Genomic DNA, 26,171 nt, shown 5'->3' with positions numbered 1-26,171 from the left:
TCGATGATGCGGTAAGCAAGGGTGCATCGGTACTTTATGGTGGAAGCCGGTTGGCCGGTGGGGAATACGATCTGGCTGCTTTTATGCGCCGACCTTGCTGACCGATGTCTTGGAGGGCATGAAAATCGCCCACGAGGAAACGTTCGGCCCGGTGGCCCCGTTAATCCGGTTCACCTCTGAAGATGAAGTGATCCGCAGGGCGAACGATATCGAATACGGCTTAGCCTCGTACTTTTATACCAACGATCTGTCACGGATGTATCGGGTTTCTGAGCAGTTGGAATACGGTATGATCGGGATCAACGATCCGGCTCCTTTTGCCGTCCAAGCGCCTTTCGGCGGAATCAAAGAGAGCGGAGTCGGGCGTGAAGGCGGCACCGAAGGAATCGAAGATTATTTGGTCGTGAAGATGACCTCCGTGCAAATTAGGCAATGAACTCGTCGCGGAAAGGGGAACAAAGGATGAGTAATCTATGCGTAACCGGTGCGGGCACCATGGGAAGAGGCATTGCGTATGTCGCAGCTTTGGGCGGGTATAACGTCAGGCTACATGACGTATCCACCGACAACTTGCAGAACGCGGAGAAATTGATTCGCTCGACGATGAATCAAAGCGCCGACAAAGGATTCATCGACCGGCACAAAGCCGATCGCGCGCTGGAACGAGTCACATACACGACCAACCTCGAAGATGCTGTAAATAATACGAAAATCGTAATAGAAGCCGTCTTCGAGCTGATGGAATTGAAAATCGACGTGTTTAAACAGCTTGACCGGTTGTGCGATCCGTCGACGATATTGGCGACGAATACCTCAACGATGAGCCCTACGGAAATCGCCGCCTCCACATCGCGGCCGGACAAATGCATCGCGATGCATTTTTTCAATCCGGTACATAAAATGAAGCTGATTGAAATCGTCCGGGGGCTGGAAACATCGGACGATACGGTACAAAAAGTGAAAGCGGTTGCAGAAAAATTGGGGAAAGAGACAGTCGAAGTGAATGAATTTCCAGGCTTCGTAACGAGCCGTATGAACTGCCTCATCGGCAACGAAGCAATGACGATGCTTATGGAGGGCGTGGCATCCGCTCGCGACATCGACAAGGCCATGAAGCTGGGGTTGAACCATCCGATGGGCCCGCTTGAGTTGGCGGATTTGGTCGGATTGGATACACGCTTGCGAAATATGGAATATCTCAACAAAACGTTGGGAGAAAAATATCGCCCTTGTCCGCTTCTGATCAAATATGTGAAAGCCGGACGGCTGGGCCGCAAATCGGGGGCCGGGTTTTATGATTATAACGACGACAAGTGAACGGAGGTGGGGAAATGATAGAAGTCGTCCATAGCCAGAAACTTAAGACGGCGCAAGAAGCGGTCGAACGTATCCAGGACGGGGACAGCCTGCTCGTCGGCGGATTCGGCCTCACCGGAACGCCTTTCACTTTGATCGATACGATTACAGAACAAGACAGGGCCCGCAATTTGACCATCATAAGCAACAACTTAGGGGAGGCCGGCAAAGGGCTCGGCAAACTGCTCAATTCCGGACATATCCGGAAGGCGGTCGGCTCCTATTTCACGTCCAATCGGGATGCCGTGCAAGCATGGTCCAGAGGCGAGTTGGAAATCGAACTGATTCCTCAAGGCACGCTGGCGGAAGCAATTCGCGCCGGCGGTGCGGGCATCGCCGCGTTTTATACGAAAACGGGGGTCGGAACTTCCTTGGGCGCGGGCAAAGAGGAACGGGTTTTCTGCGGTGAACGTCACTTGCTCGTCGAAGGTATTCGGGCGAAAGTGGCGATAATCCGGGCGTACAAAGCGGACACATTGGGCAACTTGGTATATTTCAAAACCGCCCGCAACTTTAATCCGGTTATGGCCACCGCCGCAGACCTGGTGATCGCGGAAGTGGACGAAATCGTGGAGGCCGGGCAGCTTGAACCGGAACAAATCGTGACTCCTCATTCTTATGTAGACATCCTCGTCATCAATGATCGATATGAAAAAGTGGGAGGTACCTACGTTGAGCGCTCAGTTGAACCCGGATGAAATCCGCAAGCGAATCGCCAGACGAATTGCCTTGGAATTGGAGAGCGGCATGGTCGTCAATCTCGGCGTCGGCATTCCGACGCTGATCCAGGACTTTCTGCAGCCCAATCACGGGGTATTCCTGCAATCGGAGAACGGACTGCTGGGCATGGGGCCGACCCCTCCCGATGATGAGTTCGACATGGATTTGATCAGCGCGAGCAAGCATCCGATCACATTGGAACCGGGCGCCTCCATTTTCTCAAGCTCCGATTCCTTTGCCATGATACGAGGCGGTCATATCGACGTGGCCGTTATGGGCGCTTTGCAAGTGAGCGAGAGAGGCGAAATCGCCAATTGGTCGATACCCGGCCAGGACATTCTGGGCGTCGGAGGGGCGATGGATTTGGTGGCCAGCGCGAAAACGATGATGATCGCCATCAATCACCTCACTAAAGACAGCAAACCGAAGCTCGTCCGGAACCTGTCATATCCGACAAGCGGTATCCGTTTTGCGCAGAAGGTTATTGACGGAGGAGAGCGTATTTTTATCGAAAACAGCCGGATGATTTTGCGGGAAATCGCGCCGGACTGCACGCTCGAAGAGATTTCCGCCACGACGGAGGCTCATTTTGAGGTGGCGGAAGATTTAAAAACGATGCCGGTGACGCCGCACGCGATGGGAAGTGGAATCGCATGAATTTTTCCAACATTCTTGTGCAGATCGAAGACGGGGTGGGCGTAATTACGATCAACCGGCCTGAACTTCGGAATGCGCTGGATTTGCATACTCTTCAGGAAATCGAAACGGCGCTGGAAGGTTGGTCCCTTGCTCCGGAAGTGCGGGTGGTCATTTTCACCGGTGCGGGTGACAAATCGTTTGCGGCAGGAGCGGATATCGCCCAACTAAATAAAAGGGCGATGCTCGAAGCGCTGTTGCCGAATATGACGGCGACTTACCGGAAAATCGAGCTGTACGAGAAACCGACTATCGCCGCCATTAACGGGTACGCGCTTGGCGGAGGCTTAGAGCTGGCCTTGGCATGCGATATTCGGATCGCGGCGGCGCATGCGAAATTGGGCTTGCCGGAATTGAATCTGGGCATCATGCCCGGAGCGGGCGGCACGCAGAGGCTTTCGCGGATCGTGGGCAAGGGAAGGGCGCTGGAGATCATTTTGACCGGGGATATGGTGACCGCTGATAAAGCCGAGCGGATCGGCCTTGTCAGCATCGTGGTGCCGGAGGAAGAATTGATGCAGACCGCCAAGCAATATGCCCTCAAAATCGCCGCCAAAGGACCGCTTGCCGCTCGTCTGGCCAAGTCGGTCCTCCACCATGGGACGGAACTGGATATGGATACGGCGCTGTATCTCGAGAAGCTCGCACAAACCATCTTGATGGGCTCGGAGGATAAAGCGGAAGGGACGCAGGCGTTTCTCGATAAACGAACGCCGACATTCAGAGGCAAATAATCAGGGGGAATTCAACGATGGATTTCAGGCTTTCCGAGGATACAAAACTGCTGGTCAAAGCGGTCAGGGACTTTGTGCAAAACGAAGTGGAAAAAGTGGCTATGCAAATCGAGGAAGAAGATGAAATCCCGGAACAAATTGTCGAGATGTCCAAGGACATGGGCTTGTTCGGATTAAGCATACCGGAAGAGTATGGCGGTTTGGGTCTTGATATGGTCGGCAAATGCGCTATTTACGAAGAATTGGGGAAAACGCACAACGGATATACGACGCTGATCGGTGCGCATACGGGGATCGGTTCGGTTGGCATCGTGGAGCTCGGAACGGAGCAGCAAAAAACGAAGTATTTGCCCAAAATGGCCAGTGGAGAATGGATCGGTGCCTTCGCCTTGACCGAACCGAGTGCAGGATCTAATGCAGCCAACCTGAAAACGACGGCTGTCCGAAAAGGTAGCAAATACGTCATTAACGGGTCTAAACACTACATCACCAACGCTGTTTGCGGCCATGTGTTTACCGTCATGGCGGTGACCGATCCAGCCAAAGGCGCGAAGGGTATAACCTCCTTCATCGTCGAGAAAGATTTTCCAGGTTTTAAGCTGGGCTCCGTGGAGAAGAAAATGGGCTTGCGCGGCTCCCACTCAGCGGAGTTGTTTTTCGAGGACCTGGAAGTGCCGTCCGAGAATGTTCTCGGCGAAGAAGGCAGAGGGTACGTGAACGCGCTGAAAATTTTGGCCAACGGCCGTGCCGGCCTGGCTGCCAGAAACTTGGGCTCCTGCGAAAAGCTTTTGGAGATGAGCATGGAGTACTCGATGCAGCGGGAGCAGTTCGGCAAACCGATTTTCGAGCAGCAGGCGGTTCAACATATGCTTGCCGACATGTCCATGGAAATTGAAGTTCTGCGCTCGATGACGTACCGCGTCGCCTGGATGAGCGATCAAGGGATGCGCGTCGTCAAGGAAGCGGCGATCGCCAAGCTGTACGGCTCCGAGGTTTACAATCGAATTGCGGATTTGGCGGTGCAAATTCACGGCGGTATCGGCTACATGAGAGATTATCCGATTGAACGATTCTATCGAGATGCGCGCATCACCAAAATTTACGAAGGCACCTCGCAAATTCAGAAAAACATCATCGCTGCGGAATTGAAGCGGGAGTTTCTGAAATAGACCGAAAAGCGGGAGGGAGAGAGAAACTCATGCGCAACGTTGTCATTGTGGAAGGCGTCAGAACGGCTATCGGCCGGATGGGCGGCGCCCTGAAAGACGTGGATCCCGATTTCCTGTCGGAAAAAGTGATGCGTGAAGTGTTGTTCAGAACCGGAGTGCCGGGCGGCGATATCGATCAAGTCATCTGGGGCCATGCCAAACAAAGTTCGGATCAACCGAACATCGCACGGGTGGCGGCACTGCGTGCCGGCTTGCCCATCGAAGTGCCGGGATATACGGTTCATCGGCAATGCGCCTCCGGTTTGCAGGCGATCAATAACGCAGCTCAGGAAATCATGTGCGGGTTATCCGACATCGTGCTGGCCGGAGGCGCGGAAAGTATGAGCAACGCTCCCTATTACTTGCGGAAAGCGCGATATGGTTACGAGGCAGGAAACGCGGAGCTGGTCGATTCGAATACGGAAAGCCAGCCGAGAGCGCAGCCGATTGAAGTGTTCGGCAATTTGACCATGGGTATGACAGCTGAAAATTTGGCCGTGAAATACAATATTAGCCGGGAAGCCCAGGACGAGTTTTCGCTTCAAAGCCAGGAGCGGGCAACGGCCGCGATCCGCGTCGGGAAGTTCAAGAGAGAGATTGTTCCGTACGAGCTGAGAAAGAAAAAAGAAACAATCGTGTTCGACATTGACGAACATCCCCGGGAGACTTCCATGGAGAAGCTGGCGGAATTGAAGCCGGTATTCAAGCAAGGAGGAACCGTCACGGCGGGAAACTCCAGCGGACGGAACGACGGAGCTTCCGCCCTGCTGTTGATGTCGGACGAGAAAGCGGCCGAGCGAGGCTTGAAGCCCCGACTGCGCATAATCGCCCAGGCGTCTGCCGGTGTATCTCCGGAGATCATGGGTATCGGGCCTGTGCCGTCCACATATAAAGCGTTGAAGCAGGCAGGGCTGAGCATGACAGACATCGACCTGATCGAGCTGAACGAGGCTTTCGCCGCGCAGGCTCTGGCCGTCGTCCAGGAGCTCGGCATCGATCGCAGCAAGCTCAACGTCAACGGCGGGGCAATCGCGCTCGGCCATCCGCTAGGCGGAACCGGGGCGATTCTGATGACCAAATTGATGCACGAAATGGAACGGCGTGGAAGCCGCTACGGCTTAGTAACGCTGTGCATCGGCGGTGGACAAGGGACGACGACGATCGTCGAGAATTTGCGGGTTTAATACGCTGCAATAAACAATATGGCATTGTGGGCGACCTGTTCGAAGTCATTCCTTTGCTCACGGAGGAGCTCCGGAAAGTCATCTGACCATGCTGTTCAATCTTGATATCTTATACGGAATCATATACTATGATCATATGAAAACGAAAAAAGATAATAGCAAACAACAAATCGCTTATGACTTCATTCGCCAAGGGATCATGGAAGGCACCTTGTTTCCCGGGCAGCGTCTGGTCATCGACCAATTGGCCAAGGAGCTGTCCTCCAGCCCGATTCCGGTTCGGGAAGCCATCCACCGGCTGGAAGCTGAAGGTTTGGTGAAGATCAAGCCTTACAGCGGGGCTGTTGTCTCTTCCATGAACGAGAATGAATACGTGGATATTTTATCCACGCTCGCTGTATTGGACGGATACGCGGCCTCATTAAGTCTGCCTCGTTTTCCGCGCGACCAAATTGCCAAGCTGCATGAATACAACGAGCAAATGAAGCAGAAGCTCGGGGATTTCGATTTCTACAGCTTCATTAATCTCAACCGCGAATTCCACATTTTTTACAACAGTTTCTGCGGGAACCAATACCTGATCAGCCAACTCGAGCTGCTGTGGGAGAAGTTGGACGCAATCCGCCGTATGAGCATGAAATATTTTTCGACCCGGGCGCATGAAGTCATCAAAGAGCATGAAATGATGATCGCTTATCTGGAAAGCAGTGATACGGCCGAGGACATCGAATTGTTCGTTCGGAGCCATCACATCAACGCGATGCCGCGTGATTTATAACGCCAAATCACTGGCCGGTTCCGCCGACACGGAACGCGGCCATTTTTATGTCAATATTAGAATAATATATTGAATCATATATGAACTGATGATATTCTATAATTTGTAACCGCTAACAATTAGCGATGAACGGAGTGGCCGTGATGTCCCAGTTTCAACATCTGTTTGCACCCAAGCAGATCGGCAACGTGTGGATCAAAAACCGGATTTTAAGCACTGGTCACATGACCACCTTCGTTGAGGATAACTTGCCGACCGAACAATTCATTCTATACCACAAGGAACGGGCGAAGGGCGGAGCTGGATTAATCATCATCGAAGCCAATGCGGTTCATGCGAGTGCGCTGATGACACCGAAGACGATCGCCGCCACCACCGACAAGATCATCCCTTACTATCAAAGATTGGCGGCAGCCGTACACCCGTTCGGAACCCGGATGTTTGCGCAATTGTTTCATCCCGGCCGGGAGGTATCCCCCTCGAGCACGGCGATTCCCGTAGCTCCTTCGGCGGTGCCATCCGACCGTTTTCGGATCATGCCCAGGGAATTAGATGTTAAAGAAATCCGGGAAATCGTGCAGGGATACGGCGAAACCGCCAGACGTGTCCGGCAGGGCGGATTGGACGGCGTGGAGATCGTTTCGTCCCACGGGTACTTGATCAGCCAATTTTGGTCTCCCCGCACCAATTTGCGAAACGATGAATACGGAGGTCCGTTCGAGAATCGGATGCGGTTTTTCCGTGAAATCGTTTTATCGGTCCGTTCACAGGTCGGCAGCGACTTTCCCGTAGGGCTCCGGTTAAGCGTCGACGATTTCGTCAAGGAAGGCTTGACGTTCGACGAAGTGCTGGAGATTTTGATTCATATCGACCGGCAGATCGGCGGCATCAGTTATTTCAACCTCATCGGCGGAGGTTCCGCGACCTACGCGAGCGCGGTGTTTATCGTCCCGCCCGCTCCGATTCCCCCGGCGCATTTTGCCTCCCATGCGGGAATCATCCGGGAGGCCGTTTCCGTTCCGATTTTTGTTGCATCGCGCATTAACGATCCGGCCATCGCGGAAAAGGTGCTGGCGAACGGTCAAGCGGATATGGTCGGCATGACGAGGGCGATGATTTGCGATCCTCACATGCCCAACAAAGCGTTACGGGGTGAGTTGAACCGGATCCGGCTCTGTATCGCTTGCAACCAAGCTTGCATCGGCCATATGCAGAATGACGAACCGATCAGCTGTATTCAAAATCCGGTGACAGGCAGGGAATCGTCATACGCGGAAATGCTGCGGGCGAAGTTGCGCAAACGAATCGTAATCGTCGGGGGCGGACCTCGGGTATGAAAGCGGCGGTAATTGCCGCGGAACGCGGACACGACGTCACGCTGCTGGAAAGATCGGATGAATTGGGAGGACAAGTCAAATTAGCGAGAAAAATTCCGGGCCGTGAGGAGTTCGGGGAGCTCATCCCCAATTTGAAACGGGAGCTGGAATTTTACCGGGTCAATGTCCAGTTGAGTACGGAAGCGACCAAAGAGTCGGTTCTATCCATGCAACCGGATGAAATCATTCTAGCCACCGGATCCACCCCTTATATTCCGAATGTGACAGGAACCGATCTTCCGCATGTTGCGACCACTTGGGACATCCTGGAGCAGCGCAAAACCGCCGGCAAACGTGTTGTCATCGCCGACTGGAAAGGCGATATGCCGGGCGTAGGCACGGCGCTGTATCTGCAGAATCAAGGCTGCCAGGTGGAACTGGTGACAAGCTGCCTATTCATCGGCTTCGGCCTGCAGTCGTATGTGCGATCCATGATGTTTTCGCAGCTTTATTCCAAAGAGGTCGGTATGATTTGTAACTACAAATTGGCCAAAATTGAGCCGAATTCAGTGACGTTCGAAAACATCTACACAGGCGATCCGTTGGTCCGGGAAAACGTCGATACGGTCATTTTGGCGTGCGGAAATATTCAGCAAATCGATCTTTTTCGCCAATTGAAAGATACCGTGCCGAACGTACATTTGATCGGAGACGGGATGATGCCGAGGACGGTGGAAGAGGCAATCCTGGAAGGATTCGAACTGGCCGCGAGCCTCTGAGACGGCGATTTCCATAGAAACGTGGTGGAGCTTGCATGCGAAAAGTGTTTTGTTACGTGCCGGTCGTTGACGGCACTGTTTTGAACGAACATGCGTGGGGTTTAATGAAGATCGCAAACAAGATTAATACGGAGCGCCTTCCGTTGGCCGGCATTGTCGTTCACAGCGGTTTGGAGAAGGAGCAATGGGGCGAATTGCCGTTTGATGAGGTCTACCATGTACGGTTGGAAGCTGAGCAATGGAAAGTTGCCGACGCACACGTTCAAGCTTTTGAACATGTGCATCATGAGATCGGCGCCGCACAAGGTATATATTTGTTTGCTTCCAACCCTTTATATCACGAAACCGCCGTCCGATTATCGGTTCGTTATGGAGGTGCCGTCATCACCCATGCGGTGGACATCCACACGCCGAATTCAGATGCCGCAGCGTCTTCATTCACGGTGAAACGGGAAATTTATCGCGGCAAAGCTCATGAATATGTGACGTTTCGATCCTCGAATCCGACTTCGCATCAATTTGTCACGATGAGTCCCGCCGTCCTATACGGCGAGCGCATGCAAGGACAACCATCCGTCGTGCGTGAGATCCATTACGACAATCCCACGGCAGGCAAAGTCCGGTTCGTCTCCGAATCGGTCATCGGTTGGGAAGAGCTCAAAATCACGGAAGCCCGCTGCGTCATTGGAGTCGGCAGAGGATTGAGCGGCGCCGGGTCGATGGCGGACATTGTCCGGCTAGCGGAATTGCTGAATGCGCCAATCGGCGGAAGCAAGGTGGCCGATGAGCTCGGATTGATCCCCCGTGATCGACGAATAGGGTCTAGCGGAAGCGCCATTGACGCCGACATCTATATCGCCATCGGCATTTCCGGATCGTCCCAGCACTTGGAGGGAATCAAAGGGGTCAAACGCGTCATAGCCGTTAATTCGGACCCGTCGGCGCCTATTTTTCAACGGTGCGATATCGGCATTGTAGGCAAGTTTCAAGACGTCATTCCCGCACTTGTGGCGGCAGTTCAATCCGAAAGCAGCGTGAGCGCGACTTGAATATCTGCGTCTTGATCAAGCCGGTTGCGGATCCGGCTTCGATCCGATGGGACTACCGGGAACAACGTTTGGACTTTATGACGCCGGGGTTTAATCGGCCCGATTTGCATGCGCTGCAATGGGCGTGCGATTACAAGCAAACACATGCCGCCCGCATCACGATTGTGACGGTTGTCGATCCGGATCAGGAAATCGATGTCAAGCCTTTGCTCAAATATCCGGTCGATGATTGTATCATAATCAAGTGCGCCAACTTGTCCAGATACCGACATCAAACGGCCCTGCCGCTCGTTCAAGCCCTGAAAGATCAGGCGTTCGATTTAATCCTTAGCGGATCGCAAAGCGAAGATACACATTCAGGCGTCACACCGGCGGTGCTGGCGGAATTTCTGGGTATCCCTTATTTTTCCGAGGTCTATCAGATCGATCCGGCTTCGGATCACATTTGGCAAGTCAAACGGAAGTCTGGCCGGGACCGGGTTCAAACATTTCGAATCGATCTGCCCGCTGTCATCGGCGGTGACTGGGTCGATCGCACGGAGACGGTATGTTCCCCGGTATTCCGCGGGCTCCCACCTGGAAAAGGTATCGGTCAGATTTATGGAAGGATGTTTGGAGAAGGAACCTGAACCTGAAATTGAGGTGCTTCGCGTTACCGAACCGCGGCCGAACATTCGTTATTTCACGGTTCCTTCATCCGGCATGATAGCAGAAAAGCGGTTGCAGGAAATCATGGGATTCAGCCGGGGAACGCGCTCGGAGACAGCGGGGAAGATTGCACCGGAAGTATCGGAACCCGCTGTCCAATACATCAAGGAGAAGCTGCTTCTTTGGCTGAAGGGGGACTGAAGGATGATTGAAAGAAACACATTCTGGATGATCCCTCCGATGAGCCGGATTTATTTTTATGTATTGGCTGTTATCGCAACCTTGATTTTTGTCTACGGCTTCTATCGGCGCTTCCGTTTATGGCGGAGGGGAAGAAAGGAACGAGTCCGCTGGAGCGATGTCAGAACCAACTTCCGATATTTCTGGCATATGGCCGTCGAACAAAGGAAAATCCGGCGGGACAAGCTTTATGGCCTCATGCATCGCTTCACAAGCTACGGCTTCGTGGTGTTGTTCATTGGCACGGTACTGGTCGTAGTGGATTACGACTTAAAAGTGCCTCTTCTGCGAGGCGGTTTTTATTTGATTTACAAAGCCGTGCTGGATGTTTTTGGCGTCCTGTTTTTAATCGGTTTGCTCATCGCGATTCGAATCCGAGTGCAAAAGAAGCGAAGCCGCTTGTGGTATAGCCTCAAAGACAATCTGCTGCTGTGGCTTTTATTTGTGATCGGCTTAGGGGGCTACGTTCTGGAAGGAATCCGTCTGGCGGTTACGCAAGTGAGCTACGCCGTCTGGTCGCCGATCGGCTACGGCCTCTCTTTGCTGTTTAATGGCGTTCCCCTATTCAGTGCAGACGCGTATCCGTTGTGGTGGTTCAGTCACGCAGTGTTCGTGTTTATTCTGATTGCAGTCATTCCTTATACGAAATTGTTTCATTTGTTCACCGCGCCTCTGAATATGCTGTTCCAGCCGGTAAAGCGGACGGGAAAGGTGTCGTTGCCTTATCGCTTGGACGAAGTTGTTCAGGAGACCCCGGTGCAAGGCGTAAACAAGATCACGGATTTCACCGGCTGGCAATTGCTCAGCACCGACGCTTGCACCGAATGTGGCCGATGCGACAGTCAATGTCCGGCACATCTGAGCGCCAAACCATTGTCGCCCCGTTCCATCGTCACCAAAATTCGCGACAATATGGCCAAGGATCGGGAGATCTCTTTCTTTATATCGCCGGAAGAATTGCAATCCTGCACGACTTGCGGCGCTTGCGTGGAAGCATGCCCGGTGTCGATCAATCATATCGATCTCATTCTATCCATGAGACGGGGACTGATTCACCGCGGCGTGATGCATACGGAAGAGGAGAACACTCTGCTGCGGGTGGAAGAACAGCATAACGTGTGGGGCAAACCATGGTCGGAGCGCGCGGATTGGAGCAGAGGATTGAATATCCCCAATTTGCAACGGGGCCAGGAGAAGAAAAAACAGGGGGTTTAACGCAATGGAAGTGTTATTTTGGGTAGGCTGCGCCGCCTCCTTCGATCCGAGGCTGCAGAGCATTGCCAGGGCGTTCGCGGAAATCATGCAAAAGGCGGAAGTGGATTTCGCCATACTCGGCACCGAGGAACGCTGCACTGGAGACATTGCCCGGCGGATGGGCGATGAAGCCCTGTTCCAACAATTGGCGAGCCACAACATCCAGGTACTAGATCACCACCAGGTGCGGTCGATTGTCACGACGTGTCCCCATTGCTTTAACATGTTTAAAAACGAATACCCAGCTTTGGGCGGCAATTATGAAGTGATGCATTATACCACCTATATTTACAAGCTGATTGAAGACGGACGTCTCAAGATCCCGGAGAGACAACAACGGGAAATCGTCACTTATCATGATCCGTGTTATTTGGGACGCCAAAATGGCGTTTACGCCGCTCCGCGCGATATTTTGGAAATGCTCGGTTACACCATCGAGGAAATGGAACGAAACAAAAGCCAATCGTTCTGCTGTGGAGCCGGCGGAGGTACGATGTTTGAAACCGTGCAGCGGGGCGACAAAATCAACACCATTCGAGCGGAAGAGGCGAGAAGCACCGGCGCCTCGATGACGATGACAGCTTGTCCGTTCTGCCTGCTTATGATGGAGGAAGCCATCGGTTCCCTCAATCAAATCAAAGGCGGCAATATGGCGGCGAAAGATATCGCGGAAGTGGTCAACGACATCACGAAGTAAAGTTGAACGGAGGGTGTTATTTATGGCAGCTGTTTCTTCTTCTCTCACGCAGTGGGCGATTCAAGTCCGCCGTCATTTACACGAAAATCCTGAATTATCTGGGCAGGAGTACGAAACCGCGGCACTGGTGAAGACACATCTTTTGCAAATGGGGATAGAACTGATCGATTGCACAGCCCCTAGCGTGGTCGGGCTCCTGAAGGGAGGCGACGGCTCCCTTACTCGAACGGTTGCCCTGCGTGCCGATATGGATGCTTTGCCGATCATGGAGGAGGGGGACAAACCCTATATTTCCAAAAAACCGGGCATTACCCATGCCTGCGGCCACGACGGACATACCGCCGTCCTTCTCACTGCAGCCAAGCAGCTGTCGACAATCAAGCAAGAGCTGCCGGTTAACGTGCTGTTACTGTTTCAATCCTCGGAGGAGGCCTTTCCAAGTGGCGCGGAGCAGTTGATCCGCGATGGTGTCGTCGATCGAGCGGATGCCATATTTGGCATTCATTTGTGGCAAGGCCTGCCGAAGGGGAAAATCGGCTTGCATCATGGAGCCATGATGGCTTCGGCCGACGAGTTCGTCATCACGATCGAAGGCAAAGGCGGGCATGGATCCATGCCGCACCAGACGATTGATCCTATCTATATTGCCAGTCATTTGATTCAAGCGCTGCAATCCATCGTCAGCCGCCAAGTGAATCCGTTGCAGCCAGCGGTCATCTCGGTCGGCAAAGTCGAAGCCGGAACAACTTATAATATATTGCCTTCCCGGGCGATATTGAACGGAACGGTGCGAACCATGAACCAAGAAGTGCGCGACTCCATTTACGGTAAGATGCAGCGGGTATCGGAAGGAATATGTGCCGGCTTCGGAGCCAGGTGCACGTTGGAGTACAGTTGGGGAAATCCTCCATTGGTTAACGACAAGGAGATGAGCGCATATGCGCAGGCGGTGGTTTCGGAGACGTTCGGAGCGGAGACGTATACCGATGTCGAGCCGGTGATGGGCGGGGAAGATTTTGCTTCCTACCTTGTCATAAAGCCCGGTGCTTTCCTGTTTGTCGGCATGGCCGGGGATAAGAGTGCTTGGCCTCATCACCATCCACGATTCGATATCAACGAGGACGTACTGCCCGACGCAATTGCCCTGATGACGAATCTGATTCGGATGTTCCCTTAGTTCCCGACCCGCTTATTAATAATAAGATAATATATTTACAAATATATGATTTTAAAATATACTTTCCGTAGAGCCACTAAACGAAAACGAAATGTTCCATTGAAAGCGGTTACAAATGTTATACATTCTGCTCATTCTGAAGGTGGGGGTTGCATGATTGTTTTCGACAAAGTTTCGAAGTCTTATGGCGACTCCGTAGTCATCAAAGAGTTGAGCTTCATGATAGGCAAGGGCGAGCTCTTTGTCCTGATCGGCGCCAGCGGATGCGGCAAAACCACAACGATGAAAATGATTAACCGGCTGATCGAACCCTCGTCGGGCAAAATTTCCATCGATAGTCAGGATATATCCTTCACGGATCCTGTTATGCTTCGCCGGGATATCGGATATGTCATTCAACAAATAGGCCTCTTCCCCCACATGACCATCGAACAGAATGTAGCGCTTGTGCCCAAACTCAAAAACATGAATCCGGCTGCCTACATGAAACGAGTGGACGAACTGCTAAACATGGTGGGCTTGGACCCCACGCTCTTTAAGCGAAGATATCCGAGCGAATTGAGCGGCGGACAGCAGCAAAGGGTTGGGGTCATTCGCGCATTGGCCGCTGATCCGCCGATCATTTTGATGGATGAACCGTTCAGCGCGCTGGATCCGATCAGCCGGGAGCAGCTGCAGGACGAACTCACGGGATTACAGAAACAAATCCATAAAACGATCGTTTTCGTCACTCACGATATGGATGAAGCGCTGAAAATCGCCGATCGCATCTGCATGCTCAAAGATGGCAAAATCATTCAAATAGGCACCCCACATGAATTGGTCAATCAACCGCAAAACGAATCCGTGATCGATTTTATCGGACGCAAACGGCTCCAAAGAAACCATTCGGCTTATTCGGGTCATACGGGAGGTTGAACATGAACGAGCTGATTTCCTTCTTGCAGGAAAGATATCCGCAGCTGCTGGTTCTGGTTATCGACCACTTGTACATTTCCGGAGTCGCCGTTCTCGCAGGATTTCTTGTGGCTTGCCCTCTAGGGGTCCTGTTGACCAAAATGGAGTCGCTCAGCAAATACGTCATGACTGCCGTGAACGCGATCCAGACGATTCCCAGCCTGGCGCTGCTGGGGTTAATGATCCCCTTGTTTGGAATCGGGAAATTGCCGGCCATCGCCGCTTTGTTTTTATATTCCTTGCTGCCGATCGTACGCAATACCTACACGGGACTCAAACAAGTGGACGTATCCTTACTCGAAGCCGCCAGAGGCATGGGCATGAATCAGTATCAGATCTTGTTTAAAGTGCAGGCTCCTCTTGCGACGCCAGTCATCATTGCAGGCTTGCGGACAGCGGCCATCTACACCATCAGTTGGGCTACCTTGGCGGCATTTATCGGCGGGGGAGGTATTGGCTATTATGTCGTGATGGGCCTGACGACCTCCAATAATACAATGCTGCTCGTCGGCGCGATTGCGACTGCGCTGCTCGCCACTGTCGCGAACATTCTGACCAATGTCCTACAAATGTTAGCAACGCCCAAAGGTCTTCGAAATTACATGCAAAACAACAAATCGGGGGGTAGACAAAAATGAAAATGATGAAATGGCTGGCTGTATTGGCCTGTTCGGTGATAATCCTTGCAGGCTGTTCAAAGAAAGAGACGGTGAAAATAGGAGCACAAACTTTTTCGGAGCAACTGATCCTGGCCCATATGGTTGGTTTGCTGGTTAAAGAGAAGGCTGGCCTGGATGTGAAAGTTGTTTCGGACCTCAGCTCCACTTCGTTTAATCATCAGTCCATGTTGAATAACGACGTGCAAATTTCGTTCCGGTATGTCGGAACCGACTACACAGGCACGCTGAAAATCGAAGAGCAGCCGAAGGATATGGAATCCGCGCTTAAAACGCTGCAGGAGCGGTTCAAATCCGATTTTCAACAGACATGGTTTCCGCCCCTCGGATTCGAAAATACATACGGATTTACCGTCCGTCAGGAATTGGCGGATGAGCTGAAGTTGGAAACTGTATCGGATCTGAAAGACGCCGCGAAAGATTTGTCTTTGGGCACTGATCAAGTGTGGTTGGAGCGGCCGTTCGACGGATACCCGGCTTTTATAGAGAAGTACGGCTTTGAATTCGCCAAGACATTTCCGATGGAAGTCGGTCTCGTGTACAAAGCGGTTCAAAGCAAGGACGTCGATGTTGTCATCGCCTACACGACGGATGCCCGTTTGAAAGAATATAATTTAAAGGTTTTGGCGGACGACAAAAAATTGTTTCCTCCTTACCAAGCCTCGGTTGTGGCACGCGACGACTTGCTGAAAAAACATCCGGCAGTGAAAGAAGTGATTGATTCGCTGGAAGGCAAAATCGACACCGAGACGATGACGGCTTTGAATTATCAAGTGGACGTCAAGCTGGAAGAGCCGGAGCAAGTTGCCAAACAGTTCCTGATCGAAAAAGGGCTTCTCAATGGCTAATGTTTTTTCCAAAGGAGAGTGAAGCACGTTGGATACGATCTTGGGCATGTTCGAGATTTTCGTAGATGATTGGAACAACGTGCTCATGCTGCTCTTAGAGCATATTTACATGAGTTTCACGGGGGTTTTGTTTGCCATCCTGATCGGTGTTCCTCTTGCCGTTGCGATGACGAAAAGCAAAGTTCTCGCTCAATCGATCCAGGTATTGATCAACCTCGTCCAGACCATACCCTCATTGGCGTTGCTGCTGATTGTCCTCATTTTTTTAGGATTAGGTTATCAGACGGTGATCGTCGCTCTGTTCTGTTACTCGCTGATGCCGATCATCCAAAATTCGTTCGTCGGATTGTCTAATGTAGACCGTAATTTAATCGAGGCCGGCATCGGAATGGGCATGACTTCCAGACAATTGCTATTCCAGGTCAAAATCCCGTTAAGCATGCCTGTTATTTTGGCGGGGATTCGGGTTGCGCTCGTTATTGCGGTCGGAATCGCCACCATTGGAACATTGGTCGGCGCAGGCGGATTAGGCAAACTGATTTACCGTGGAATTGCCACCAGCAATGACGCCAAATTGCTGGCCGGCGCGATTCCGGCCGCGCTGCTGGCGATCTTGCTGGATTCCGTCGTCGGAAGACTGGAGAAAAAATTGAACCGATCAAGGAGGCATGCCGCTTGATTAAAGAGATGCTTCAAACGTTCAAGGAAAGTGATCAATTTACACTTCCCTATGCGTTTTATCGAAACGCCGATGTGCTCGTGGAAGAGAACCGTAAAGTCTTTGCCCGCGCGTGGCAGTTTGTCGGCCATGTCAGCCAACTGCAGCAAGCTGGGCAATTCATCACCTGCGAAGTGGCTGGTGAACCTATTATTGTGGTCAGAGGAGACGACGGAGAGCTCCGCGCCTTTTACAATGTATGTCCTCATCGGGCCACGCAGTTGGAGTCGCAGGAGGACGGGAAAAAGAAAATCCTGCAATGTACGTATCACGGATGGACGTTTAAACTGAACGGCCAACTACATCAAGCCCCGAATTTCAAGCAATCTCCGGAAAGCTTCTGCGAAGGCGACACCTGTTTGCGCGGTATTCGGGTCGAGACGGAAGCTTCCCTCGTGTTCGTCAATCTGGACGAAAACGCCCAGTCGCTCAAAGAGGCCAACGGCGAGTTTTTTGACGACCTGTCACAGTTCGCGTTTTTGAGCAGATTGCAAAAATACAGCTCGGAAAAACGCACGATCAAGGCAAACTGGAAGGCTTATATCGACAATTATTTGGAATGCGATCATTGTGCGATCGCGCATCCGGTATTCGCTAGTACGTTCGATTTGAAAAATTACCTGTTCATTGACAAGCAAAACTGCATCATTCAGACCGCCTCCGTCAAACCGTCGGCTAAACTGGGCGACGTCCCATTGGATGAGGTCGAAGTACAGAAAGGCCGTTATTATTGGCTGTGGCCGAACATGATTTTCAGCGTGTCGCCGGGTCCCGGGAATATCGCTCTCACCGTACTCACTCCGCTCGATGAAAATACGACCATAGCGAACTACTTCTATTATTTTGTGAACCAGGAGCCGACTCCCGAACAGCAGGAGAATATCAATTTTGTGGAGCAGCTTCGGAGAGAAGACATTAAATTGGTGGAAAAAGCGCAGATTGGATTTCGTTCGCAAGCATTCGAGCGCGGCCGCTATTCTCCGACCGAGCATGCGCTTCGCCGGTTCCACCGCATGATTCAGGGGGCTTTGGAGGCTTAGCCCTGAAATGACGACTGTCGGAGGTTTCTTATGCTAATCGTATTGCCAAATGCGGATGATCAATGCGAACAACTGCTCTTGGACCGGCATTTAAGCGAACTCAAGCAGCTGGCGGACTTCCGGCTGTATAAAGGAAATCCCGGAAGCGATCGCGAGTATCTCGACAGGATCCTGGACGCCGACGCCCTTCTGCTGTGGGGAGATATTTCAAACCAAGTTTTGATGAACTGTTCGAAACTGAAATTCATCTCTTTCGCAGGAACCGGATACAAAAATTACGTTGACGTGGATTATGCCGCCAAGCAAGGTATTAAGGTCGCCAACGCGCCGAGTTACGGTGCGAATGCGGTCGCCGAACACGCGCTTGCCTTGCTTGTATCGGTCGCCAAAAACATTCCGCAAAATCATGCGAATATGCAAAAAGGGCGATGGGCGCCGTTGAACCTGAACATGGAGCTGGATGGGAAAACGGTCGGCTTGATCGGGCTCGGCACCATCGGAACCAAAATGTCTCAATTATGCCGGGCGCTTGGTATGAAAGTCGTCTGCTGGACGCGAACTCCGAGTCACGAACGTGCGGAGGAACTGGGCATTACATTCGTTTCTCTGGATGAGCTGCTCTCCCGCTCGGATATCATCTCGCTGCATCTGCCTTACACGGACCAAACGCGGAAATTTCTCGGAGCACCGCAGTTTGCTGCGATGAAGAACGGGGCGGTGTTCATCAACACGGCCCGGGCGGAAATCGTAGATTCGTCAGCGTTGCAGAACGCACTATCTTCCGGAAAGCTCGCCGCCGCAGGAATCGACGTCTTTGATGAGGAACCCCTTTCACATGACGATCCATTAATCCGAATGAATAACGTTGTGTTATCGCCGCACGTCGGATACTACACCCGCGAGTCGATTGAAAGCATCTTGCACGTATCGATCCGGAATCTTGTTGCATTCGCGAGAGGAAGTCCTGTGAATCTCGTCAACTAGCAGAGACAAGAAGGTAGCGCCTTGGGAACCTATAAAAAGTATCTGATTTTGTTTTCGCTCGCATTCGGTTCCGCTTCGGCCTACGCGGTGCCCTACATCAAGTTCATCTTTTATGACGCACTCAAAACGGGGTTGCATGCGACTAACGAGCAGATCGGCTTGCTGCTGACTTTTTATGCGCTGGTCCATATGGTTTTGTTTATTCCCGGGGGTTGGATGGCCGACCGTTTCAGCACTAGATGGATTTTGATCGTCTCTTTTATCGCAACGGGTGTGCTGAATATTTGGTTTGCATTCACCATGGTTTATTCCACCTCCATTATCATTTGGCTGCTGCTCGGGGTATCCACAGGCTTCGCCTATTGGGCAGCGACTGTGAAAGCGATCCGGTTAACCGGCAGCAAGGATGAACAAGGAAAAATGTACGGATTTTTCGAGTCATTCATCGGGCTCGTAGGTACATTGCTTTCATTTGCTGCTCTAGCACTGTTTGCACATTTTGATTCGACGACGACAGGGTTGAAAACGATTGTTATCCTTTACGCGATTTCCAGTTTTGTTGCCGCTGCCCTTGTATACGCATTATTCCGTGAAAATCAGGCGGGAGAGGAACAGGCGCAATTGGCGAAGGTTACTGGAAATCAGTTAGCCGCCATGTTCAGAATGCCGCGTATTTGGCTGATCTCCGCCATAATCTTCGCTGGATATGGCCTGTATATCGGGCAAACGTATTTGACTCCTTATTTATCTGACGTGCTGGGTCTGACGGCCACTGCCTCGGGACTCATCGCCGTACTGAGAACGAATTTTATGCGTTTGGTGAGCGCTCCGATAGGTGGCATGATATCCGATAAAATCGGTTCCGCATCCAAAGTATTGAATTTTTGCTTCTTGTTCACCGCCGTACTTCTACTTGCTTTCTTCTTGTCAGGTTCCATGAATCTGTTCTTGGTCACCGCGATCTTCCTGTTGACCGCAGCGGCCGCCTACACCACCATCGGCATCATGTGGGCGACCGTAGAAGAGGCGGGCATCCCCAGACATGTGGCTGGTACGGCGGTCGGAATCGCGTCGGTGTTCGGTTACTTGCCGGATACGTTTGTTCACGCGCTGTTCGGGATTTGGTTGGATCGCTTCGGTAGCGCGGGATATGACCGGATCTTCCTTTTTCTGATTGGGCTATGCATGCTGGGCTCGATCTCGAGTTATTACTTGCAATCTTTGAAAGTAAGCAAGGAGAAAGAAGTGGCGGTTGCCCAATCCTAAAGTGCCAAAGGAGTACAAAACAGATGAAGAGGCCTTATCTGGTCGTCGAGTGGAATGATACGGAAACCGAAGCAAAAGGATGGCTCGTAATACATAACCTTGTAAGCGGTTACGCCGGCGGGGGCATTCGGATGCATCCATCAGTTACCCGAGAAGAGGTGGAACGGCTGGCGAAGGCGATGGCCTACAAGTACACGGCCGGCGAATCCAGTACCACTGGCGGTTGCAAAGGAGGAATTTCGTACAATTACAAAGCTGCGGACGCCTTTGACGTGTTAAGGAGATTTTTAATTGCCATGATGCCTTATATCGATGCAGGCGTATCGTTGGGCAGCGATTTGGGCACACGTTATGACGATGTGTTGAAGGTGCTCAATGAATTTGGGGTGGGCATCCCGCTCACGAAATCGATGAAAAAAAATCCGAAAGTGCTCAAAGGGATTCAAGAATTCGACAGGCTGCTCGGTACCCAAATCGATGACTTCTTTCTCAATGATGCCGTCACAGGTTACGGCTGTGCGTTCGCTGCCGATGAAGCGTGGAAATTCAAAAGCGGACGCCACGGGGCCACGGTGGTCATTCAGGGGTTTGGCTGCGTCGGCGCGAGCTGTGCGTTCAAAATGCACCAGATGGGTTACAAAATCGTCGGTATTTCAGACGCGAACCTGCTCGTCACTTGTGAAGACGGATTGGACATCGCCAAGTTGATCGCGCACAAAAACGGGCACGGGGAGATGAATCCGGCGTTCTTCGAATCCAGCTATACGATGCGGCCAAACACGGACTGGCTGGATGTGGATTGCAATATTTTGATTCCCGCTGCGTTGGAAGACGTGATCAACGGAACGAATGCGCACAAAGTACGAGCGGAATTGGTCGTCGAAGCCGCGAATATCCCTATTTCGACGGAAGGGGATGACATCCTGAAGCAGCGGGGTATCGACATTGTCAACGATTTTGTCGCCAACTTGGGAGCTATCCGCTTTTATGACGCTGTGATTTTCGGGTTGATCGAGCCGACTCCGCAAGCCGTTATCGACGATATCGAGAAGCTGTGCAGAAAAAATACATACAACCTTTTAGACCACGCCAGAAAACAAAACCGGTACCAAAGAGAAACGGGATTCGAGATGTTCGCGCCAACGGTCAGCGATTTGCTTGAAGTGTAAGGTTGTTGCCGTCCTTTTCGGGCGTGAAACAATAAATGATTGCGTAGCAAACAAGCAAACAATCCTAAGAAGAGGTGAAGTCGTTTGAGCACGCAAGAGAATGGAGAGCAATTGAAACGTTCAATGAAAAGCCGGCACTTGTTTATGCTTTCGCTAGGCGGTGTCATTGGAACCGGGCTTTTCATGGGAGCGGGTTATACGATTAATGAGGCAGGGCCAGGAGGCGCTGTTGTCGCTTACCTGATTTCCGGTTTGCTAATGTACATGGTAATGGCCTGTTTGGGCGAACTGTCGGTCGTGATGCCGGTTTCCGGCTCCTTTCAGTCCCATGCGAGAAAATTCGTAGGACCGGGCACCGGCTTTATGGTGGGATGGCTGTATTGGATGAGCTGGGTAACCACCGTAGGGCTGGAGTTCACGGCGGCAGGCATCTTGATGCAGCGATGGTTCCCTGACGTATCGGTATGGGTTTGGTCTGCTGTGTTTGTGGTGCTGCTTTTCTTATTAAATGCCTTGACGACCCGAGGTTTCGCAGAATCCGAATACTGGTTTGCCGGCATCAAAGTATTCGCCGTCATCCTGTTTATTATTATCGGCGGCGCCGCGATGTTCGGGATCACAAGCTTACAAGACCGGGCAACGCCATTCTTCAGCAACTTCACTGATTTCGGCCTGTTTCCGACCGGATTTTCCAGCGTGCTTGTAGTCATGATGACGGTGGTGTATGCGTTCCAGGGGTCGGAAATTATGGGCGTGGCCGCTGGGGAAACGGAGAATCCGGGCCGCAATATCCCGAGAGCGATCCGGAATATCGTATTTCGTGTTTTGATCTTTTATGTGCTGGCCATCATCGTCGTTTCAGCCATCATTCCTTACTCAGACGCAGGACTGCTTGAAAGTCCCTTCGTAACCGTCTTCGATATGGTGGGCATTCCGTATGCCGCCGACATTATGAACTTTGTCATCTTGACGGCGATTCTATCTGTCGGCAATACCGGACTGTACGCGAGCACACGGCTCTTGTGGGCGCTTTCCAAAGACAAAATGGCACCTGCCGTGTTCGGAAAATTATCGTCCCGCGGCGTTCCTATGTATGCGTTACTTGTTACGCTCGCCTTTTCGTTGATCTCTCTGCTTACGAGCGTGGTGGCGGCGGAGACTGTCTTCGTCGTGCTGCTGTCAGTCAGCGGACTGGGAGGTACGATGACCTGGTTGGTCATCGCTCTGACACAGTATAAGTTCCGCAAGCAATATCTCCGTGAAGGCAATGAACTGAAAGATCTGAAGTTTAAGGTTCCGTTCTTCCCATACCTGCCGATTTTATGCATTCTCCTCTGCATCGCCATCTTCGTGTTTACAGCCATTGATCCGACCCAGCGCACTTCCTTGTATTACGGCTTCGGTTTTATCGCCTTGTGTTATTTGTTCTACTATTTCAAATTTGGCAAGAAGAAGGCCGACTCTCCGGTGCTGGCTGCGCCACTGCCGATAGAAACTGCAGAAAAGCTGGTTCCCTAAATCGAGTTACCTACGAATCCGCCTTTAGTGGTGTACTCCAAGGTAACTGGAGCAGATAAATTGAATAAACGACTTAACAAGCCGGCTTAGAGCAAGCCGGCTCTTTTCTGTTTTTTACTTGCTTTAAAAGCGAAAATACGGCATGAATGTCGATAGACCTACCATTAAAGGAAAAGGATTTTCAGGTTGTTTTTACGTTAGTGCTGCTTTTGTTAATATCTGATACTTTTTATCATGCAACGGAAAGTCTCGCTTTACTCGATGCATTGTATTTTTGCGTTACAACTCTAACAACGGTCGGTAACTCTGGATTTGTTCCAAAAACGAATATAGTGGGAATTTATGCCTCCAAACAAAAGCAATAAATATAACTAACGGCTTGTATCGATGTCTTTACATATGTGTTATGTTTCAATCAAGACTGTTTTGGGGGGCGATTCAATGGTAACCATGAATCAACGGACAGATTTTAGAAGGATAGCGGCTACTCGTCCATAAACTGCGTATTTCCTTCATTTTGAGGGGAACAAATCAATATGCACAACTATCCAATTGTTAAAATGAATGACTTTTCTGCATCTCAGATTACAGCGATCCGAGAGTTGGAACAACTGTGCAAGCATTATGACAGATCAAGTTTGAGAGAGGGAATAGAAAGTCTCAAAGAAGAACATGGTGATCACGCATTCCTATGTCATTCCGATAAACAACTGATTGGTTTTATCAGTTGGTATACTTCAGATGGCATAGAAGCTAATCTTAACGGAATGGTGCACCCGGACTACCGTCGCCAAGGAGTTTTCAGACACTTATTGGAAAAGGCTGCAGCAGAGATGCATGTAAAGGGGATACAAACTTGCCGGTTTAGGATCCCTTCAAATAGAGTATGGCCCTGTAAATGAGCCTTGGGGCGTTCGGCGATTCTATGTCCGAGATCCATTTGGCAAGCTTATCAACATTCTTGCTCACGAACATTGATACACTAACGATTTGCACGACGGATCACTTCGCAGCTGCGGTGTGATCTTTTTTTACGCAACCAACATTTACTGAAAGTCGTCTAACCTATGTGGAAGAGGTATTGCCCTGTGATCGTGAAAAGGTAATGGGAGATGATCTAATGTCGAGGAAAAAGCAATTCTGGAGAATCGTCATTGTATTCGTTCTCGTAATCTACGTATTTTTCTTTCCATCAGCTACACCGGAACTTGCGATCCGTAAGCACATGCTCCTTAGTTTCCATCCGATCATAGCCTTTACAGCAGAGGTACATAACAACACAAGCACATCAACTTATGGACATCTCTACACAGTTGAGAGCTTATCCAAGTCATTCATTTACGTTAAAAGTAATTGGTTAGGCTGGAAGGTTACAAGCACAGGTACGGGACCATAAGATAAGCAAACAGGTACAATAAGTATCGGGGGTGCTATATTGAGGATTTGGATAATCTCAATGTTTACTGTGCTGTTGATTTCAACGCAAACAATTGCATGCGAGAAACAGCAAATAGTTACTGAACAGATTCAAGAGAACATCACACAGTCACTTACCGCTCCTCAACAAATCGTTATTCATTTCGGTGATGGTAATACAATACAGCTGGATGATAAGCTGATTATAGAAAAGATAATAAACGACTTAAAAGCAATGCCCTATAAAAAGGTCAGCGGTCCTGATGAAGTTGGGCAGAGTTTCACATTCGAGTTCTCGAGTGATAAGCAATATTCCAGTACAGGTTATTTTGTAATTAACAAGAAATATTACAAAGTGACTGACCAAGAACTTGTGTCAGAGTTAAATAAGTACGTCGTTGATTACGGAAGAACCTTCGTGCCACAGTTGTTACCCGGAGTCTAAGCATTCTAGAAAGCGTTGAAGTTAAAAAGGAGGTTTGAAGTCATGACCAATGCATCGAGCAAAAAGAGAACCGACTCTGCTTCGAGAGTCATCAAGGCATCACCGGAAACGATCTATAAGGCATTCGTGGACCCGGGGTCTCTGATTTCGTGGCTTCCACCGAAGGGTATGAAGGGCCATATCAACGAGTTCGACGCTCGCGCCGGTGGAGCCTATCAAATGTCCTTAACTTATGTCGGAACGGACCATTCAACGCAAGGCAAGACCTCGGAACATGCTGATGTCGTCAAAGGGAGATTCTTGGAGTTCGCCCCCAACGAACGAATTGTGCAGTTAGTAGAATTCGAGTCCGAGGACCCCGTTTTCCTGGGGGAGATGATCATGACATGGACCTTAGCAGCGGTTCCGGAAGGCACCATGGTCACCATCGTTTGTGAGAATGTACCCGAAGGAATTCGGAAGGAAGATCACGACGTTGGTTTGAGGTCCACTCTGGAGAATCTCGCCGCCTACACCGAATGATCTGTATAGAAATGCATGCGAAGATTAAAAAATGTATCGTAAAGAGGTGTGGTTGATGCAAGTTAACAAGATCATATTGCCTTCGGCTTGGGGCAGAGATATTACTCATAAACACGTCACTAATAGTAACACCTCTGTTGCTGTCTTTTTCCCTGGACAGAATTACTCGTGCGAGCTGCCGCTTCTGTACTATACCAGCAGATCAGCCTTTGCGACAGGATACGATCTCTTGATGCTTGAATACGGTTATCAAAGTGCAAGAACAACATTGGACCAGTCACAGGTGGATAATGTCATACAAGAATGCTACAACTCGATACAACAGATCATAAACAAATACGACAATGTTGTTTTTGTCAGCAAGAGTCTTGGAACTTATATAGCGGGGAAAACTGCTGAATTATTCTCGGACAGATCGATAAGACATGTGTTTTTGACACCACTCCAATCATCAATTCCTTTGATCGAAAAGTTCGGTGGATTGGTTGTTTGCGGAACAAAGGATCAACTTTTTGCGGAGAAGGAGATTCAACAAGTGGCAGGATTTCCAAATACACAATTGTTAAAAGTAGAAGATGCCGACCATGGATTAGAGGTTGAGGATTTACATCATTCGTTAGATATCTTGAAATCAATAGTGGAAGCGTCTAACCGTTTCTTAAGTACCAAATAGCTGGCAGTTGTGTCAAAAGGAGACTAGATTCATCGAAGCCCGCTCTCTCATATGTTGATGCCACTCTGGGGAGTGGCTTTTTTGTTTTGCAAGAATTAACAA

The 26,171-nt window shown here is 50.7% G+C and carries 30 protein-coding genes and 2 pseudogenes; all 32 read left to right on the top strand.

The window, feature by feature from the left end; genetic code table 11:
• Positions 1-118 precede the first annotated feature (118 nt).
• Positions 119-436 carry an aldehyde dehydrogenase family protein gene (locus SD71_RS20750; protein ID WP_041067563.1) on the top strand — a complete coding sequence of 106 codons (318 nt, stop codon included), beginning with the start codon at positions 119-121 and terminating at the stop codon, positions 434-436.
• 26 nt (positions 437-462) lie between these two features.
• A complete protein-coding gene (locus tag SD71_RS20745) occupies positions 463-1,317 on the top strand; it encodes a 3-hydroxyacyl-CoA dehydrogenase (protein ID WP_041067560.1) in 855 nt (284 codons plus the stop codon).
• A 14-nt stretch (positions 1,318-1,331) separates the two neighbouring features.
• Complete coding sequence (locus SD71_RS20740) at positions 1,332-2,054, top strand: CoA transferase subunit A (RefSeq protein WP_041067557.1); 723 nt, start codon at positions 1,332-1,334, stop codon at positions 2,052-2,054.
• Positions 2,029-2,733, top strand: coding sequence for a 3-oxoacid CoA-transferase subunit B (locus SD71_RS20735; RefSeq protein WP_235427275.1), 705 nt, complete (start codon positions 2,029-2,031; stop codon positions 2,731-2,733). Before SD71_RS20740 ends, SD71_RS20735 begins: the two co-directional genes overlap by 26 nt.
• On the top strand, positions 2,730-3,506 hold the full coding sequence (locus tag SD71_RS20730) for an enoyl-CoA hydratase/isomerase family protein (RefSeq protein WP_041067553.1): 777 nt from the start codon (positions 2,730-2,732) through the stop codon (positions 3,504-3,506). Before SD71_RS20735 ends, SD71_RS20730 begins: the two co-directional genes overlap by 4 nt.
• A 17-nt stretch (positions 3,507-3,523) precedes the next feature.
• A complete protein-coding gene (locus tag SD71_RS20725) occupies positions 3,524-4,675 on the top strand; it encodes an acyl-CoA dehydrogenase family protein (RefSeq protein WP_041067550.1) in 1,152 nt (383 codons plus the stop codon).
• A gap of 29 nt (positions 4,676-4,704) precedes the next feature.
• Positions 4,705-5,898, top strand: a complete 1,194-nt coding sequence (locus SD71_RS20720) for a thiolase family protein (RefSeq protein WP_152619531.1) — start codon at positions 4,705-4,707, stop codon at positions 5,896-5,898.
• An 88-nt stretch (positions 5,899-5,986) separates the two neighbouring features.
• On the top strand, positions 5,987-6,676 hold the full coding sequence (locus tag SD71_RS20715; protein ID WP_082034387.1) for a GntR family transcriptional regulator: 690 nt from the start codon (positions 5,987-5,989) through the stop codon (positions 6,674-6,676).
• Between the two features lie 143 nt (positions 6,677-6,819).
• On the top strand, positions 6,820-8,013 hold the full coding sequence (locus SD71_RS25235; RefSeq protein ID WP_235427273.1) for an oxidoreductase: 1,194 nt from the start codon (positions 6,820-6,822) through the stop codon (positions 8,011-8,013).
• The gene (locus SD71_RS25230) at positions 8,010-8,771 is read left to right on the top strand and encodes an FAD-dependent oxidoreductase (protein WP_235427271.1); all 762 of its coding nucleotides are present in this window, start codon (positions 8,010-8,012) and stop codon (positions 8,769-8,771) included. The genes SD71_RS25235 and SD71_RS25230 overlap by 4 nt, the downstream gene beginning before the upstream one ends.
• A 35-nt stretch (positions 8,772-8,806) precedes the next feature.
• Positions 8,807-9,820: an electron transfer flavoprotein subunit alpha/FixB family protein gene (locus SD71_RS20705; RefSeq protein WP_041067544.1), complete on the top strand. Its 1,014-nt coding sequence runs from the start codon at positions 8,807-8,809 to the stop codon at positions 9,818-9,820.
• A complete protein-coding gene (locus SD71_RS20700) occupies positions 9,817-10,449 on the top strand; it encodes a hypothetical protein (RefSeq protein ID WP_041067541.1) in 633 nt (210 codons plus the stop codon). Before SD71_RS20705 ends, SD71_RS20700 begins: the two co-directional genes overlap by 4 nt.
• Positions 10,433-10,669 carry a hypothetical protein gene (locus SD71_RS20695; protein ID WP_041067538.1) on the top strand — a complete coding sequence of 79 codons (237 nt, stop codon included), beginning with the start codon at positions 10,433-10,435 and terminating at the stop codon, positions 10,667-10,669. Before SD71_RS20700 ends, SD71_RS20695 begins: the two co-directional genes overlap by 17 nt.
• Positions 10,670-10,672: 3 nt before the next feature.
• Positions 10,673-11,923: a 4Fe-4S dicluster domain-containing protein gene (locus SD71_RS20690; protein ID WP_041067535.1), complete on the top strand. Its 1,251-nt coding sequence runs from the start codon at positions 10,673-10,675 to the stop codon at positions 11,921-11,923.
• 4 nt (positions 11,924-11,927) lie between these two features.
• Positions 11,928-12,659, top strand: coding sequence for a (Fe-S)-binding protein (locus SD71_RS20685; RefSeq protein ID WP_041067532.1), 732 nt, complete (start codon positions 11,928-11,930; stop codon positions 12,657-12,659).
• A gap of 22 nt (positions 12,660-12,681) precedes the next feature.
• On the top strand, positions 12,682-13,836 hold the full coding sequence (locus tag SD71_RS20680; RefSeq protein WP_041067529.1) for a M20 metallopeptidase family protein: 1,155 nt from the start codon (positions 12,682-12,684) through the stop codon (positions 13,834-13,836).
• Between the two features lie 153 nt (positions 13,837-13,989).
• Positions 13,990-14,730 (top strand): annotated as a pseudogene (locus SD71_RS20675) (ABC transporter ATP-binding protein); the annotation flags it as partial.
• A 26-nt stretch (positions 14,731-14,756) separates the two neighbouring features.
• The gene (locus tag SD71_RS20670; protein WP_052476473.1) at positions 14,757-15,431 is read left to right on the top strand and encodes an ABC transporter permease; all 675 of its coding nucleotides are present in this window, start codon (positions 14,757-14,759) and stop codon (positions 15,429-15,431) included.
• A complete protein-coding gene (locus SD71_RS20665) occupies positions 15,428-16,318 on the top strand; it encodes a glycine betaine ABC transporter substrate-binding protein (RefSeq protein WP_041067526.1) in 891 nt (296 codons plus the stop codon). The genes SD71_RS20670 and SD71_RS20665 overlap by 4 nt, the downstream gene beginning before the upstream one ends.
• Positions 16,319-16,346: 28 nt before the next feature.
• Positions 16,347-16,997: an ABC transporter permease gene (locus SD71_RS20660; RefSeq protein ID WP_082034386.1), complete on the top strand. Its 651-nt coding sequence runs from the start codon at positions 16,347-16,349 to the stop codon at positions 16,995-16,997.
• Positions 16,994-18,076: an aromatic ring-hydroxylating oxygenase subunit alpha gene (locus tag SD71_RS20655; protein WP_235427270.1), complete on the top strand. Its 1,083-nt coding sequence runs from the start codon at positions 16,994-16,996 to the stop codon at positions 18,074-18,076. Before SD71_RS20660 ends, SD71_RS20655 begins: the two co-directional genes overlap by 4 nt.
• Positions 18,077-18,106: 30 nt before the next feature.
• Positions 18,107-19,060 (top strand): NAD(P)-dependent oxidoreductase, encoded by a 954-nt coding sequence (locus SD71_RS20650; protein WP_052476472.1) that lies wholly within the window; start codon positions 18,107-18,109, stop codon positions 19,058-19,060.
• A gap of 21 nt (positions 19,061-19,081) precedes the next feature.
• Positions 19,082-20,326 (top strand): MFS transporter, encoded by a 1,245-nt coding sequence (locus SD71_RS20645; RefSeq protein ID WP_041067523.1) that lies wholly within the window; start codon positions 19,082-19,084, stop codon positions 20,324-20,326.
• 23 nt (positions 20,327-20,349) lie between these two features.
• Entirely contained in the window at positions 20,350-21,495 is a 1,146-nt protein-coding gene (locus tag SD71_RS20640; protein WP_041067520.1) for a Glu/Leu/Phe/Val family dehydrogenase, read from the top strand.
• Between the two features lie 123 nt (positions 21,496-21,618).
• Positions 21,619-23,013 carry an amino acid permease gene (locus SD71_RS20635; RefSeq protein ID WP_052476477.1) on the top strand — a complete coding sequence of 465 codons (1,395 nt, stop codon included), beginning with the start codon at positions 21,619-21,621 and terminating at the stop codon, positions 23,011-23,013.
• A 146-nt stretch (positions 23,014-23,159) separates the two neighbouring features.
• Complete coding sequence (locus SD71_RS23355) at positions 23,160-23,378, top strand: potassium channel family protein (RefSeq protein WP_082034385.1); 219 nt, start codon at positions 23,160-23,162, stop codon at positions 23,376-23,378.
• A 171-nt stretch (positions 23,379-23,549) separates the two neighbouring features.
• The gene (locus SD71_RS26340) at positions 23,550-23,915 is read left to right on the top strand and encodes a GNAT family N-acetyltransferase (protein ID WP_041067514.1); all 366 of its coding nucleotides are present in this window, start codon (positions 23,550-23,552) and stop codon (positions 23,913-23,915) included.
• A pseudogene (locus SD71_RS25225) lies at positions 23,893-23,991 on the top strand (glyoxalase); the annotation flags it as partial. The gene SD71_RS26340 and the pseudogene SD71_RS25225, both read left to right, overlap by 23 nt.
• A gap of 142 nt (positions 23,992-24,133) precedes the next feature.
• Complete coding sequence (locus SD71_RS20625; RefSeq protein ID WP_041067511.1) at positions 24,134-24,409, top strand: hypothetical protein; 276 nt, start codon at positions 24,134-24,136, stop codon at positions 24,407-24,409.
• Between the two features lie 60 nt (positions 24,410-24,469).
• Positions 24,470-24,874, top strand: a complete 405-nt coding sequence (locus tag SD71_RS20620) for a hypothetical protein (RefSeq protein WP_152619530.1) — start codon at positions 24,470-24,472, stop codon at positions 24,872-24,874.
• A gap of 42 nt (positions 24,875-24,916) precedes the next feature.
• Positions 24,917-25,396, top strand: a complete 480-nt coding sequence (locus SD71_RS20615) for an SRPBCC family protein (protein ID WP_041067505.1) — start codon at positions 24,917-24,919, stop codon at positions 25,394-25,396.
• 55 nt (positions 25,397-25,451) lie between these two features.
• On the top strand, positions 25,452-26,069 hold the full coding sequence (locus SD71_RS20610) for an alpha/beta hydrolase (RefSeq protein ID WP_041067503.1): 618 nt from the start codon (positions 25,452-25,454) through the stop codon (positions 26,067-26,069).
• Positions 26,070-26,171: the final 102 nt, after the last annotated feature.

Origin of the sequence: Cohnella kolymensis (assembly GCF_000829465.1) — a bacterium.
Classification (GTDB): domain Bacteria; phylum Bacillota; class Bacilli; order Paenibacillales; family Paenibacillaceae; genus Cohnella; species Cohnella kolymensis.
This window is presented reverse-complemented; position numbering and strand designations above follow the sequence as displayed.

What these genes read in the sequence shown, in the direction of transcription:
- SD71_RS23355 (WP_082034385.1), top strand. Translation starts at nt 23,160, where the DNA reads ATGTCGATAGACCTACCATTAAAGGAAAAGGATTTTCAGGTTGTTTTT.
- SD71_RS20725 (WP_041067550.1), top strand. Translation starts at nt 3,524, where the DNA reads ATGGATTTCAGGCTTTCCGAGGATACAAAACTGCTGGTCAAAGCGGTC.
- SD71_RS20685 (WP_041067532.1), top strand. Translation starts at nt 11,928, where the DNA reads ATGGAAGTGTTATTTTGGGTAGGCTGCGCCGCCTCCTTCGATCCGAGG.
- SD71_RS20615 (WP_041067505.1), top strand. Translation starts at nt 24,917, where the DNA reads ATGACCAATGCATCGAGCAAAAAGAGAACCGACTCTGCTTCGAGAGTC.
- SD71_RS20650 (WP_052476472.1), top strand. Translation starts at nt 18,107, where the DNA reads ATGCTAATCGTATTGCCAAATGCGGATGATCAATGCGAACAACTGCTC.
- SD71_RS20745 (WP_041067560.1), top strand. Translation starts at nt 463, where the DNA reads ATGAGTAATCTATGCGTAACCGGTGCGGGCACCATGGGAAGAGGCATT.
- SD71_RS26340 (WP_041067514.1), top strand. Translation starts at nt 23,550, where the DNA reads ATGCACAACTATCCAATTGTTAAAATGAATGACTTTTCTGCATCTCAG.
- SD71_RS20690 (WP_041067535.1), top strand. Translation starts at nt 10,673, where the DNA reads ATGATTGAAAGAAACACATTCTGGATGATCCCTCCGATGAGCCGGATT.
- SD71_RS25230 (WP_235427271.1), top strand. Translation starts at nt 8,010, where the DNA reads ATGAAAGCGGCGGTAATTGCCGCGGAACGCGGACACGACGTCACGCTG.
- SD71_RS25235 (WP_235427273.1), top strand. Translation starts at nt 6,820, where the DNA reads ATGTCCCAGTTTCAACATCTGTTTGCACCCAAGCAGATCGGCAACGTG.
- SD71_RS20680 (WP_041067529.1), top strand. Translation starts at nt 12,682, where the DNA reads ATGGCAGCTGTTTCTTCTTCTCTCACGCAGTGGGCGATTCAAGTCCGC.
- SD71_RS20625 (WP_041067511.1), top strand. Translation starts at nt 24,134, where the DNA reads ATGTCGAGGAAAAAGCAATTCTGGAGAATCGTCATTGTATTCGTTCTC.
- SD71_RS20635 (WP_052476477.1), top strand. Translation starts at nt 21,619, where the DNA reads ATGAAAAGCCGGCACTTGTTTATGCTTTCGCTAGGCGGTGTCATTGGA.
- SD71_RS20610 (WP_041067503.1), top strand. Translation starts at nt 25,452, where the DNA reads ATGCAAGTTAACAAGATCATATTGCCTTCGGCTTGGGGCAGAGATATT.
- SD71_RS20740 (WP_041067557.1), top strand. Translation starts at nt 1,332, where the DNA reads ATGATAGAAGTCGTCCATAGCCAGAAACTTAAGACGGCGCAAGAAGCG.
- SD71_RS20620 (WP_152619530.1), top strand. Translation starts at nt 24,470, where the DNA reads ATGTTTACTGTGCTGTTGATTTCAACGCAAACAATTGCATGCGAGAAA.
- SD71_RS20670 (WP_052476473.1), top strand. Translation starts at nt 14,757, where the DNA reads ATGAACGAGCTGATTTCCTTCTTGCAGGAAAGATATCCGCAGCTGCTG.
- SD71_RS20715 (WP_082034387.1), top strand. Translation starts at nt 5,987, where the DNA reads ATGCTGTTCAATCTTGATATCTTATACGGAATCATATACTATGATCAT.
- SD71_RS20730 (WP_041067553.1), top strand. Translation starts at nt 2,730, where the DNA reads ATGAATTTTTCCAACATTCTTGTGCAGATCGAAGACGGGGTGGGCGTA.
- SD71_RS20640 (WP_041067520.1), top strand. Translation starts at nt 20,350, where the DNA reads ATGAAGAGGCCTTATCTGGTCGTCGAGTGGAATGATACGGAAACCGAA.
- SD71_RS20720 (WP_152619531.1), top strand. Translation starts at nt 4,705, where the DNA reads ATGCGCAACGTTGTCATTGTGGAAGGCGTCAGAACGGCTATCGGCCGG.
- SD71_RS20665 (WP_041067526.1), top strand. Translation starts at nt 15,428, where the DNA reads ATGAAAATGATGAAATGGCTGGCTGTATTGGCCTGTTCGGTGATAATC.
- SD71_RS20705 (WP_041067544.1), top strand. Translation starts at nt 8,807, where the DNA reads ATGCGAAAAGTGTTTTGTTACGTGCCGGTCGTTGACGGCACTGTTTTG.
- SD71_RS20750 (WP_041067563.1), top strand. Translation starts at nt 119, where the DNA reads ATGAAAATCGCCCACGAGGAAACGTTCGGCCCGGTGGCCCCGTTAATC.